We start from the raw sequence: 13,813 nt of genomic DNA, 5'->3' as shown, positions 1-13,813 counted from the left end.
GCGCCGCTCCCCACCCAGACACCCCAGGGACGACATGACCCAGCACCTCGCTGCCCCCTCCACCGGCACGTCCGACGACGCCCCGGGCCACCGCACCGGCTGGTGGCAGGACGCGGTGATCTACCAGGTCTATCCGCGGAGCTTCGCCGACGGCAACGGCGACGGCATGGGCGACCTCGCCGGCGTCACCGCCCGCCTGCCCCACCTGAAGGACCTGGGCGTCGACGCGGTCTGGCTCAGCCCCTTCTACGCCTCCCCGCAGGCCGACGCGGGCTACGACGTCGCCGACTACCGGGCCATCGACCCGATGTTCGGCACCCTGCTGGACGCCGACGCGCTGATCCGCGAGGCGCACGGCCTGGACCTGCGCGTCATCGTCGACCTGGTCCCCAACCACTCCTCCGACCAGCACGAGTGGTTCAAGCGCGCCCTCGCCGAGGGCCCCGGCTCCGCCCTGCGCGAGCGCTACCACTTCCGCCCCGGAAAGGGCGCCGACGGCGAACTCCCGCCCAACGACTGGGAGTCCATCTTCGGCGGCCCCGCCTGGACCCGCACGGCGAACCCGGACGGCACCCCCGGCGACTGGTACCTCCACCTCTTCGCCCCCGAGCAGCCCGACTTCAACTGGGAGCACCCGGCCGTCGCCGACGAGTTCCGCTCCATCCTGCGCTTCTGGCTCGACATGGGCGTCGACGGCTTCCGGGTCGACGTCGCCCACGGCCTCGTCAAGGCGGAGGGGCTGCCCGACCTCGGCTCCCACGACCAGCTCAAGCTGCTCGGCAACGACGTCATGCCGTTCTTCGACCAGGACGGCGTGCACGCGATCTACCGCAGCTGGCGCACCATCCTCGACGAGTACCCGGGCGAGAGGATCGCCGTCGCCGAGGCCTGGACCCCGACCGTCGAGCGCACCGCCAACTACGTGCGCCCCGACGAGATGCACCAGGCGTTCAACTTCCAGTACCTGGCCACCGCCTGGGACGCCGCCGAGCTGCGCCGGGTCATCGACTCCTCGCTCGCCGCGATGCGCCCGGTCGGCGCGCCCACCACCTGGGTGCTCTCCAACCACGACGTCACCCGGCACGCCACCCGCTTCGCCAACCCGGCGGGCCTCGGCACCCAGATCCGCACCCCCGGCGACCGCGAGCTGGGCCTGCGCCGGGCCCGCGCCGCCTCCCTGCTGATGCTCGCCCTGCCCGGCTCCGCCTACGTCTACCAGGGCGAGGAGCTCGGCCTGCCCGACGTCACCGACCTGCCCGACGAGGCCCGCCAGGACCCCTCGTTCTTCCGCGCCGAGGGCCAGGACGGCTTCCGCGACGGCTGCCGCGTCCCGATCCCGTGGACCCGCGAGGGCGGTTCGTACGGCTTCGGCGAGGGCGGCAGCTGGCTCCCGCAGCCCGCCGGCTGGGGCGAGCTGTCCGTCGAGGCGCAGACCGGTGTGGAGGGCTCCACCCTGGAGCTGTACCGGGCCGCCATCGCCGCCCGCCGGGAGCACCCGGGCCTCGGCGCGGGTACGGACGTCGAGTGGCTGGACGGCCCCGAGGGCGTCCTCGTCCTCGCCCGCCCCGGCTTCGTCTGCACCGTCAACACCACCGGCGCCCCCGTCCGCATCGCCGCCCGCGGCCAGGTGCTGCTCGCCAGCTCCCCGGTCACCGTGGACGGCGCCGAGGCCGAGCTGCCCGCCGACACCACGGTGTGGTGGACGGTGTGACACTGCCCGCGCCCAGGACCACGGCGGCGCCCCGCCTCTCCGACATCGCCGGACAGGCGGCGGTCAGCGAGGCGACGGTCAGCCGGGTCCTGAACGGGAAGCAGGGCGTCGCGGACTCCACGCGTCAGCGGGTGCTCGCGGCGCTCGACATCCTGGGCTACGAGCGGCCCGTACGGCTGCGGCAGCGCAGCGCCGGGCTGATCGGCCTGGTGACGCCCGAACTCACCAACCCGATCTTCCCGGCGTTCGCGCAGTCCGTCGAACAGGTGCTGGCCGGGCACGGCTACACCCCCGTGCTCTGCACCCAACTGCCGGGCGGTGCGACGGAGGACGAACTCGTCGAGCAGCTCGTGGAGCGCGGCGTCGGCGGCATCGTCTTCCTCTCCGGGCTGCACGCGGACACCTCCGCCGACCCGGGCCGGTACGCCGCGCTCACCGAGCGCGGCGTGCCGTTCGTCCTGATCAACGGCTACAACGAGCGCATCAGCGCCCCGTTCGTCTCGCCCGACGACAACGCCGCCGTACGGATGGCCCTGGGACATCTCGCCGACCTCGGCCACCGCCGGATCGGCCTGGCCATAGGCCCGCAGCGCTACGTCCCCTCCCGCCGCAAGCGCGACGGGTTCGTGGAGGCGGCCGTCTCGGTGCTCGGCATGGACCGGTCGGAGGCCGAACCGCTCGTCTGCTCCACGCTGTTCAGCGTGGAGGGCGGCCAGGTGGCGGCGGGCGCCCTGCTGGACGCGGGCTGCACGGGCATCGTCTGCGGCAGCGACCTGATGGCCCTCGGCGTGGTCCGGGCCGCCCGGGGGAGGGGCCTGGAGGTGCCCCGTGACGTCTCGGTCGTCGGCTTCGACGACTCCCAGCTCATCGCGTTCACCGACCCGCCGCTGACCACGGTGCGCCAGCCCGTGCAGGCGATGGCGGCGGCCGCCGTGGGCGCGCTGCTGGAGGAGATCGGGGGCAGCCCGGTGCAGCGCACCGAGTACGTCTTCCAGCCGGAGCTGGTCGTACGGGGCTCGACGGCGGCGGTACGCAACGGCTGACCGCGAAGCGGCAGCGGGCTCGTGGGCAGTGGGCACGTACAGGAGAGGCACCAGGAGTCGGCCCAGGAAGGGCCGGCGGGGAGTTGTGCGACTCCGGGTGCCTCTCTTGCCGTGACCGGCCCGGCCGGCCGGGCGCGTGGGGTCCGACGACGTGAAGCGGTGCCGGAACCCCCGGCCGACCGGACCGGAGTCGGGATGAAACGTAACAGGCCCGCAATATCTTGCGAAAGACCTTGCAGCGATAAATCGCCAGGGAGTCGGGAAGAAAACTCCGCTGTTTCACGGATGTGAGCGGGGGATGTCCAAAGGGTTGACCGGTGGCGGGAGGGCTCGTACGGTCTGCTCCGCGGCAAGGTTTGCATTCTTGCAGCAAGAACCTTCAGGAGCCTTGAGGGCACGGCGCGTTGCCGACTGAGGCTGCACCGTCACCCGCGTTTCCCCCACCCGCAGGAGGAAAGACATGGCACGCAGATCCCTGTCTGCCGCGCTCGCACTCGTGGCCGGCGCCGCCGCCCTCGTCGTCCCCACCGGATTCGGCGCCGCCGGCACCGCACAGGCCGCCGCTCCGGGCGACAAGGACGTCACCGCCGTGATGTTCGAGTGGAAGTTCGCCTCCATAGCCAAGGCCTGCACGGACACCCTCGGTCCGGCGGGCTACGGCTACGTCCAGGTCTCGCCGCCCCAGGAGCACATCCAGGGCGGCCAGTGGTGGACGTCCTACCAGCCGGTCAGCTACCGGATCGCCGGGCGGCTGGGCGACCGGGCCGCCTTCTCCGCCATGGTCAACACGTGTCACTCGGCCGGGGTCAAGGTCATCGCCGACTCGGTCATCAACCACATGTCGGCGGGCAGCGGCACCGGCACCGGAGGCTCCGCCTACACCAAGTACGACTACCCGGGCCTCTATTCGGGCAGCGACCTCGACGACTGCCGGTCCCCGATCACCAACTACAACGACCGGGGCAACGTCCAGAACTGCGAGCTGGTCGGCCTCGCCGACCTGGACACCGGCGAGGACTACGTACGCGGCAGGATCGCCGGCTACCTCAACGACCTGCTCTCGCTCGGCGTCGACGGCTTCCGGATCGACGCCGCCAAGCACATGCCCGCCGGCGACCTCGCCAACATCAAGTCCCGGCTGACCAACCCGAACGTCTACTGGAAGCACGAGGCGATCTTCGGGGCCGGCGAGGCCGTCTCGCCCTCCGAGTACCTGGGCAGCGGAGACGTTCAGGAGTTCCGGTACGGGCGGAGCCTCAAGCAGGTCTTCCTCAACGAGAGCCTCGCCCACCTGAAGAACTTCGGCGAGGGCTGGGGCTTCATGGAGTCCGGCAAGTCCGCCGTCTTCGTCGACAACCACGACACCGAGCGCGGCGGCGACACCCTCAACTACAGGTACGGTTCCGCCTACACCCTGGCCGGTGTCTTCATGCTGGCGTATCCCTACGGCTCCCCGGACGTCCACTCCGGCTACGAGTTCAGCGACCACGACGCCGGACCGCCGAACGGCGGCCAGGTGAACGCCTGCTACAGCGACGGCTGGAAGTGCCAGCACGCCTGGCGCGAGATCTCCTCCATGGTCGGCTTCCGCAACACCGCACGCGGCCAGGGAGTCACCAACTGGTGGGACAACGGGGGCGACCAGATCGCCTTCGGCCGGGGGAACAAGGCGTACGTCGCCATCAACCACGAGGGCTCCGCACTGAACCGGACCTTCCAGACCTCGCTGCCCGCCGGCGACTACTGCGACGTCCAGTCGGGCAGGGGCGTCAGCGTCAACGGCTCCGGCCAGTTCACCGCCACCGTCGCGGCCGGCACCGCCGTCGCCCTGCACACCGGCGCCCGGACATGCGGGGGCGGCGGCACGAACCCCGACCCGGGTCCCGGCAACGGCACCTCCGGCGCCTCCTTCGGCGTCAACGCCACCACCCAGCTCGGCCAGAACATCCACGTCACCGGCGACCAGGCCGCCCTCGGCAACTGGAACCCGGCGAGCGCGCCGAAGCTCGACCCGGCGGCGTACCCCGTCTGGAAGCTGGACGTGAACCTGCCCGCCGGGACCACGTTCGCCTACAAGTACGTCCGCAAGGACGCCGGTGGCAACGTCATCTGGGAGAGCGGCGCCAACCGCACCGCCACCGTCCCGGCCTCCGGGAAGGTCACGCTGACCGCCGACGTCTGGCGCGGCTGACCCCTCGACCCCAGCGGGCCGGTGGCACCGCCACCGGCCCGCTTCCCCACCGCTCGGCCGACCGCTCGTCCCACTTCGGCCGACCGCTCGTCCCACTTCGGCCGACCGCTCGTCCCATCGCCCGACCCACCGTTCGACCGACCGATCAAGCCCTGAGGAGCACCCTCCGTGTCCCGAACCATCCTCGGACGATGGACGGTGGCCGCCCTGTGCGCGGCGCTGCTGCCCGTCGTCCCGGCGGCCACCGCCGCCGCGTCGCCCCGGCCGCCGGCCCCGCCCTCGGACGCGAAGCTCGCCCGCGAGGCGGACCGGCACGACCTCACGCGCGAGCAGTTCTACTTCGTGCTGCCCGACCGGTTCGCCAACGGCGACACCTCCAACGACCGTGGCGGGCTGACCGGTTCGCGGCTGGAGCACGGCTACGACCCCACCGACAAGGGGTTCTACCAGGGCGGCGACCTCAAGGGGCTGACCGGGAAGCTCGACTACATCAAGGACCTCGGCACCACCGCCATCTGGATGGCGCCGATCTTCAAGAACCGGCCCGTGCAGGGCACCGGCAAGGACGCCTCGGCGGGTTACCACGGCTACTGGATCACCGACTTCACCCAGGTCGACCCGCACTTCGGCACCAACGCCGACCTGGAGCGGCTGATCGACAAGGCCCACGCCAAGGGCATGAAGGTCTTCTTCGACGTCATCACCAACCACACCGCCGACACCGTCGACTACGCCGAGAAGGCCTACGGCTACAAGCCGAAGGGCGCCTTCCCCTACCTCGACGCGGACGGCCGCCCCTTCGACGACCGCGACGGCGTCGAAGAGGTCGACGAGGACTCCTTCCCGTACACCCCGGTGAAGACCCCCGGCGCCGGGAAGAAGGTCCCCTCCTGGCTCAACGACCCCACCATGTACCACAACCGGGGCGACTCGACGTGGGCCGGCGAGTCCAACGAGTACGGCGACTTCTCCGGGCTCGACGACCTGTGGACCGAGCGTCCCGAGGTCGTGAAGGGCATGGAGGAGATCTACGAGAAGTGGGTCCGCGACTTCGACATCGACGGCTTCCGCATCGACACGGTCAAACACGTCGACCTGGACTTCTGGACCCAGTGGGCCACCGCGCTCGACGCGTACGCCGCGAAGCGCGGCCGGGACGACTTCTTCATGTTCGGTGAGGTCTACTCCGCCGACACCGAGGTGACCTCCCCGTACGTCACCCGGGGCCGCCTGGACTCCACGCTGGACTTCCCGTTCCAGGACGCGGCCCGGCAGTTCGCCTCCCAGGGCGCGCCCGCCGGCAAGCTCGCCTCGGTGTACGGCAACGACTACCGCTACACCACCGACAAGGCCAACGCCTACGAGCAGGTCACCTTCCTCGGCAACCACGACATGGGCCGCATCGGGACCTTCCTCAAGCAGGACAACCCCACGGCCGACGACGCCGAGCTGCTGAAGCGGGCCCGGCTCGCCAACGAGCTGATGTTCCTCGGCCGGGGCAACCCGGTGATCTACTACGGGGACGAGCAGGGCTTCACCGGAGCCGGCGGCGACAAGGACTCCCGCCAGACGCTCTTCGCCTCGAAGACCGCCGACTACCTCGACGACGACCAGCTCGGCACCGACCGGACGCACGCCTCGGACGCGTACGACACGCAGCACCCCGTCTACCGCTCCATCGCCGCGCTCTCGAAGCTCACCAGGGCCCACCCGGCGCTGCGCGACGGCACCCAGATCGAGCGGTTCGCGGAAGGCTCGGTGTACGCCACCTCGCGCATCGACACCGAGCGGCCCAGCGAGTACCTCGTCGCCTCCAACAACGGGACGAGCCCGCGGAACGTCCAGCTCGCCACCGAGTCGGCCGACATGAACTTCCGCACGCTGTACGGCGGTTCCGGCTCGGTCCGCAGCGGCAAGGACAAGCGGGTCACCGTCACCGTGCCCGCCCTCTCCAGCATCGTGCTGAAGGCGGACCGGACCGTGGGCGCTCCCGCCGCCAAGCCCACGATCGCGCTGAAGGCCCCGGCGGCCGGCGCCACCGGCACCGTCGGGATCACCGCCGACGTGGACGGCGGACAGCTCAACCGGGTCGTCTTCGCCGCCCAGGTCGGCAACGGGAAGTGGAAGACGCTCGGTTCGGCCGACCATGCCCCGTACAAGGTCACCCAGTACCTCGACGAGACGGTGAAGGCGGGCACGCCGCTGCGCTACAAGGCCGTCGTCGTCGACCGGGCCGGCCGCACCGCCGGCGCCCTCGCCGCGACCACCGCCGGAGCGACCCCGCCGAAGCCGAAGCCCGTCGCCGTCGAACGCGACCGGGCGGTCGTCCACTACCAGCGGCCCGACGGCGACTACGAGGGCTGGCAGCTGAAGTCGGGCGACCGGATCGCCGAGTTCATCGGGCGGGACGCCTACGGCGCGTTCGCCTGGATCGACCTGGAGAAGGGCACCGACTCCGTCCCGTACACCGTCGAGAGGAACGGCACGGCCGACGGACCGCGGCGGACCGTCGACCTCGGCGTCACCGGTCAGGTCTGGATCGAGCAGGGCAAGGACGGGCAGCGGACCGAAGCCCCCGAGGCCCCGCCGCAGGACACCACCAAGGCGGTCCTCAACTACCACCGCCCGGACGGGAACTACGACGGCTGGGGGCTGCACACCTGGACCGGCGCCAAGGAGCCCACCGACTGGGCCAAGCCGCTGGCGCCGGTGAGGAAGGACGCCTACGGGGTCACCTTCGAGGTGCCGCTCGTGGAGGGGGCCACCAGCCTCGGCTACATCCTGCACAAGGGCGACGAGAAGGACCTGCCCAGCGACCAGTCCCTCGACCTCGCCACGTACGGCCACGAGGTCTGGATGCTCGGCGGCAAGCCCGGCTACCTCCTCCCGCAGACCGGCGGCGGCGCGGCCCCCGACCTGTCGAAGGCCGAGGCGCAGTGGATCGACGCGGACACCGTCGTCTGGAAGGTGAAGGCCACCGACGCCACCAGCCAGCAGCTCGTGTACGCGCCCGAGGGCGGCATCTCCGTCGTCGACGGGGCGCTCTCCGACGAGGGCCGGTGGCTGCGGCTCACGCAGTCCGCGCTGAGTGACGCGCAGAAGGCGAAGTACCCGCACCTCACGGACTACCCGGCGTTCACCGTGGACGCCCGCGACCGGGACCGGGTCCGGGAGTCCCTGCGCGGCCAGCTCGTCGCCACCCAGCGCGCCGCCAACGGGGCCCTGCTCGCCGCCACCGGCGTACAGACCGCGGGCATCCTGGACGACCTGTACGGGAAGAAGGCCGCCTCCGCCGACCTCGGCCCGGTCTTCCGCAAGGGCACGCCCACGCTCTCCGTGTGGGCCCCCACCGCCCGGACCGTCTCGCTCGAACTCGACGGCCGCACCCACCCGATGAAGCGCGACGACCGCACCGGCGTCTGGTCGGTCACCGGCAAGAAGAGCTGGCGGGGCAAGCCCTACCGGTACGCCGTGACCGTCTGGGCCCCCACCGTCCAGAAGCTGGTCACCAACAAGGTCACCGACCCCTACTCCACCGCCCTGACCGCCGACTCCGCCCGCAGCCTCGTCGTCGACCTCACCGACCCGGAGCTCGCACCGCGCGGCTGGTCCGCTCTGAGGAAGCCCGCCGCCACCCCGCTGCGGGACGCCCAGATCCAGGAACTGCACGTCCGCGACTTCTCCGTCACGGACCGCACGGCGCGACACCCCGGTGAATACCTCGCCTTCACCGACACCCGCTCGAAGGGCATGAAGCACCTCGAGAAGCTCGCCGACTCCGGCACCAGCTACGTCCACCTGCTGCCCGTCTTCGACATCGGGACGATCCCGGAGAAGAAGAAGGACCAGCAGAAGCCCGCCTGCGACCTGTCCGTCTACGCCCCCGACTCCGAGGAGCAGCAGGCCTGCGTCAGCAAGGCCGCCGCCAAGGACGGCTTCAACTGGGGCTACGACCCGCTGCACTACACCGTCCCCGAGGGCTCCTACGCCTCCGACCCGGACGGCACCGAGCGCACGGTCGAGTTCCGGCAGATGGTGCAGGGCCTCAACCGGGCCGGACTGCGTACCGTCATGGACGTCGTCTACAACCACACCGTCGCCTCCGGGCAGGACGACAAGTCGGTCCTCGACAGGATCGTCCCCGGCTACTACCAGCGGCTCCTGGAGGACGGCAGCGTCGCCACCTCCACCTGCTGCGCCAACACCGCGCCCGAGAACACCATGATGGGCAAGCTCGTCGTCGACTCGATCGTCACCTGGGCGAAGGAGTACAAGGTCGACGGCTTCCGCTTCGACCTGATGGGCCACCACCCCAAGGACAACATCCTCGAGGTCCGCAAGGCGCTGGACCGGCTCACCCTCGCCGAGGACGGCGTCGACGGCAAGAAGATCATCCTGTACGGCGAGGGCTGGAACTTCGGCGAGATCGCGGACGACGCCCGCTTCGTCCAGGCCACCCAGAAGAACATGGCCGGCACCGGCATCGCCACCTTCTCCGACCGGGCCCGCGACGCCGTGCGCGGCGGCGGCCCCTTCGACGAGGACCCCGGCGTCCAGGGCTTCGCCACCGGCCTCTACACCGACCCCAACTCCTCCCCGGCCAACGGCACCCGCGCCGAGCAGAAGGCCCGGCTGCTGCACTACCAGGACCTGATCAAGGTCGGGCTCACCGGCAACCTCGCCGACTACACCTTCACCGACACCTCCGGCCGCACGGTCAAGGGCTCCGAGGTCGACTACAACGGGGCGCCCGCCGGATACGCGGCCGCACCCGGCGACGCCCTCGCCTACTCCGACGCCCACGACAACGAGCCCCTCTTCGACACCCTCGCCTTCAAGCTCCCGGCCTCCACCACGGCAGCCGAACGCGCCAGGGCCCAGGTGGTGGCCATGGCCGCCTCCGTCCTCTCCCAGGGCCCCTCGCTCTCCCAGGCGGGCACCGACCTGCTGCGCTCCAAGTCACTGGACCGCAACTCCTACGACAGCGGCGACTGGTTCAACGCCCTGCACTGGGACTGCCGCGACGGCAACGGCTTCGGCCGGGGCCTGCCGCCCGCCGCCGACAACCGTGACAAGTGGGCGTACGCGAAGCCGCTCCTGGCCGCCACCGGCACCATCGCGCCGAAGTGCGCGCAGATCGACGGGGCCTCGGCCGCCTACCGCGACCTGCTCACCATCCGCTCCACCCAGAAGGAGTTCTCCCTGCGCACCGCCGGACAGGTGCAGTCGGCCCTGTCCTTCCCGCTCTCCGGAACGGCCGAGACACCGGGCGTGATCACCATGCGTCTCGGCGACCTGGTCGTCGTCCTCAACGCCACGCCGGCCCCCGCCGACCAGCGGCTCGCCGCGCCGGCGGGGAAGACGTACGCACTGCACCCCGTCCAGGCCAAGGGTGCGGACTCTACTGTCAAACGAGCCAGGTACGACGCGAAATCGGCCGTTTTCACCGTCCCGGGACGCACGGCGGCCGTCTTCACGCTGCGCTGACCGCGGGCGGCACTACGGTGACGGCAGACGTCGGCAATGGAGCCGCGACAGCCGTCCTGGTTCACCGGGCCGGCCTCGCTCTCCCCGCTCGGGGAGAGCGAGGCCGGCCCGGTGCGCGCGGCAGGAGCCCCACCCGGGGCGGTCGGCTCGCCGGCGCACTCTGCCCCAGCGTGCGGACGGTGATGATGACCAAGGTGGGATACCTTCCCGACGAGACGAGCAGCTTCGTCGGGAGGCGGGCCGAACTGGCCCGGCTGGGAACCGCGTTGACCACCCGGCGGATGACCACCCTGATCGGCCCCGGCGGCGTCGGCAAGAGCCGGCTCGCGCTCCGGGCCGCCAGCGCCGCCGCCGACCGTTACGCGGACGGCGCCTGGTGGGCCGACCTCTCCCCGCTCTACGACGACGGGCTGCTGCTCCCCACCGTCTCGGACGCGGTCGGACTCGCCGACCACACCCTGCGGGTGCCCGTCGAGGCGCTCTGCGAATGGCTCGGCGACAAGCACCTCCTGCTGGTCCTCGACTCCGCCGAACACCTCCGCGCCGCCTGCTCCCATCTGCTGGCCGAGATCCTGACCACCTCACCGGGCCTGACCGTCCTGGTCACCAGCAGGCAGCCGCTCGGCACCCGGGGCGAGCACGTCGTCGAGGTGCCGCCGCTCCCGGTCGACGGCGCGCCCGACGCCCTCCAGCTCTTCGCGGACCGGCTGCGCGCCGCCGATCCCCGGGCCGGCCTCGACGCCCCGGGCGACGAGGCGGCGGCCGCCGAGATCTGCCGCCGCCTCGAAGGCATCCCGCTCGCCATCGAGCTGGCCGCCGCGGGCATCGGCCGGCACAGCGTGGCCCAGCTCGCCACCCGCATCGGCAGCCGCTTCGACGCCCGGAGCGCCGGCCACGGCGGGCCCGGCCGCAGCGGCGTCCTCGCCCTCGCACCCGGCTTCGGCGCGCCCGGTTCCGGGGCGCCGGGCCCGACCGGGGCGGACGGGGCGGACGGGGTCGACGAGAGCCCGGACACGGCCCGCCTCGACCTCCTCGCCGACGCGACGGTGTGGCCCCGCCGCCACCGCACCCTGCGTACCGCCATCGGCTGGTCCCACGAGCTGTGCACGCCGCTGGAGCGCCTCCTGTGGGCCCGACTCACCCCGCTGCGGACCGACTTCGACGAGGAGGTCGCCCGCGAGGTCTGCACGGGCGGCCCGCTCACCGCGGACGAGGTGGACCGGGCGCTCCAGGGGCTCGTCGCCCAGAGCGTCGTCCAGCGCGACGGCGACCGCTACCGGATGCTCGACACCCTCCGGGAGTACGGCCGGATGTGGCTCACCGAGCTGGGCGAGGCCCGCGCCGCCGCCGACCGGCACGCGAGCAGCTTCCTCGGCCTCGCCCGCCGCGCCCACGACGGCTGGACCGGTGCGGACCAGGTGTCCTGGTACCACAAGGTGTCCGACACCCACCTCGACCTGTGCGCCGCCCTGGAGCACCTGCTCGTCCACGACGTCGGCGGGGCCCAGGAGATGGCGGGCCGCGTCGGCTTCTTCTGGGCCTGCTGCGGCCACCTCTCCGAGGCCCGGAGCTACGCCCAGCGCGCCCTGGAAGCGGGCCCCGTGGAGGGGCCCCACCTGACCAGGCTGCAGTGGGTCCTCGGCGTCGCGGCCCTGCTCCAGGGCGACTTCGCGACCGCGGAGAAGTACGGGGCGCTGTGCACGGCCGTCGCGCTGTTCGACCGGGACGACGAGGGGATGCTCGGCGCGGCCTATCTCTCCGGCCTCACCCAGCTGATGACCGGGGAGCCCGCCGCGGCCCTGGAGGCGGCCGGGCGGGTCCTGCGGATGACCGAGGGCGTCCCGGTGGGCGCGGCCCACCGGCTGCGCTGCCACCTCGTCACCGTCTTCGCGCTCACCGCGCTCGGCCGGCTCGACGAGTCCGAGGCGGCGGCCACCACGCTGCGCCGGGCCTGCGAACGCGGCGGCGAGTACTGGACCCGTTCCTACGCGGACTACCAGCTCGCCCTGATCGCCCTGTTCCAGGACCGCCCGGCGGCCTCCGCCGCGCACGCCCGGTCGATGCTCGCGGGCAAGCACCGGCTCCGCGACAGCTTCGGCATCGCGCTCGGCCTGGACATCCTGGCCGCCGCCGTCGCCGCCCAGGGCGCCGGCGCTCAGGCCGCCCGGATCTACGGCACCGGGCACGCCTACTGGCGCATGGTCGGCCATCCCCAGCGCGGCACGCCCGAGCTGGGTCCGGTCCGGGAGAGGTGCGAGCTCCAGGCGCGGGCGGCCGTCGGCGACGAGGCGTACCAGCGCGCCTTCGAGCGCGGCCAGTCGGACAACGCGGAGGTCGGCCTCGCCGCCGCGCTGCGTACCGAGCTACAGCTCTGACCTAAGGGCTGTCCCGCAATCCCTGGTGGATCAGCGTGCGGCGTCGGATGCGGTGCATCGCAAGGCGGAGGGGCGTCCGCATACTGGATGTATGGGGACGTTCCGACAACGCGGCGAGGTGCCGTAGCTGTCGTCGCGCGCCCGCCAGGGGGTGCGGGACAGTCCTTAGGCGTGAGCGGAGAGCGATACGCCGATGGAGTCCCCGGGCTACCCACACCCGGACCATGTGAGTAAGGTTAGGCATACCTAAGTAACCGCTTGGGTTCCGCTGACCCCTCCTGGAGGACTCGGATGCGTCTTTCCCGCCCCCGCGCCACGCAGCCGACCCGCGCCGAGCGCGTCCGGTCGATCCTGACCGTCGCCCACTCCATGACCGTGGTCAGCGATGGACTGCACACCGAAGTCCGCCGCCTCGACGGCACGGGCGCGATGGGCCACATCCACCTGCACGCCCCGAACGACGGCGGCCACGCACCGAGCGCCGAACGCGTCCCGGCCCGCCTGGAGTTCACGGACATCGCCCCCACCCCCGTACGCGACCGGCTGCGCGCCCGCGTCACGGTCACCGGGCTGCTCGCCGCCCCGTACGGCACCGGCACCGAGCAGAGCACCTGCATGGAGTTCGGGCAGGCCGTCCTGGAAGACGCCCAGGGGCGCACCTTCGTCACCCTGGAGGAGCTGGAGGAGGCGGAGACCGACCCGATCGCCGCCTGCGAGGCGGGCATGCTCACCCACCTGGTGGACGACCACGCCGAACTCGTCCCGCTGCTCCTGCGCCTCGTCCACCCCCGCCCGGAGCGCGGCATGACCCGGGCCGTGCCACTGGCGATGGACCGCTTCGGGGTGACCCTGCGGCTCGAATACCCCAGCACCCACGAGGACGTCACCCTGCCGTTCCCCCGCCCGGTCACCGAGATCGACCAGGCGGGCCCGCAGATCCACGCCCTGCTGGCCGCCGCCCGCCGCGTCTCCCACCGCAACGGCCTGCCGGCCTGATCCGGACGGA

The 13,813-nt window shown here is 72.1% G+C and carries 6 protein-coding genes; all 6 read left to right on the top strand.

Annotation, left to right across the window (positions count from 1 at the left end; translation table 11 throughout):
* The first annotated feature begins 34 nt into the window (after positions 1-34).
* The 6 genes from OG245_RS09570 to OG245_RS09545 all read left to right on the top strand — a co-directional run bounded on the left by OG245_RS09570 (position 35) and on the right by OG245_RS09545 (position 13,803).
* Positions 35-1,711, top strand: coding sequence for a glycoside hydrolase family 13 protein (locus OG245_RS09570; RefSeq protein WP_371623096.1), 1,677 nt, complete (start codon positions 35-37; stop codon positions 1,709-1,711).
* Positions 1,696-2,754, top strand: a complete 1,059-nt coding sequence (locus OG245_RS09565) for a LacI family DNA-binding transcriptional regulator (RefSeq protein WP_371623095.1) — start codon at positions 1,696-1,698, stop codon at positions 2,752-2,754. The genes OG245_RS09570 and OG245_RS09565 overlap by 16 nt, the downstream gene beginning before the upstream one ends.
* Before the next feature lie 460 nt (positions 2,755-3,214).
* A complete protein-coding gene (locus OG245_RS09560; RefSeq protein ID WP_371623094.1) occupies positions 3,215-4,945 on the top strand; it encodes a carbohydrate-binding module family 20 domain-containing protein in 1,731 nt (576 codons plus the stop codon).
* 168 nt (positions 4,946-5,113) lie between these two features.
* A complete protein-coding gene (pulA, locus tag OG245_RS09555) occupies positions 5,114-10,432 on the top strand; it encodes a pullulanase-type alpha-1,6-glucosidase (protein ID WP_371623093.1) in 5,319 nt (1,772 codons plus the stop codon).
* A 182-nt stretch (positions 10,433-10,614) separates the two neighbouring features.
* Positions 10,615-12,807, top strand: a complete 2,193-nt coding sequence (locus tag OG245_RS09550) for a regulator (protein ID WP_371627847.1) — start codon at positions 10,615-10,617, stop codon at positions 12,805-12,807.
* Between the two features lie 291 nt (positions 12,808-13,098).
* Positions 13,099-13,803 carry a DUF2470 domain-containing protein gene (locus OG245_RS09545; RefSeq protein WP_371623092.1) on the top strand — a complete coding sequence of 235 codons (705 nt, stop codon included), beginning with the start codon at positions 13,099-13,101 and terminating at the stop codon, positions 13,801-13,803.
* Positions 13,804-13,813: the final 10 nt, after the last annotated feature.

Source organism: Streptomyces sp. NBC_01116, from assembly GCF_041435495.1.
GTDB lineage: Bacteria > Actinomycetota > Actinomycetes > Streptomycetales > Streptomycetaceae > Streptomyces.
The sequence above is the reverse complement of the archived record's forward strand: the minus strand, read 5'-3'. Positions and strand labels throughout refer to the sequence as shown.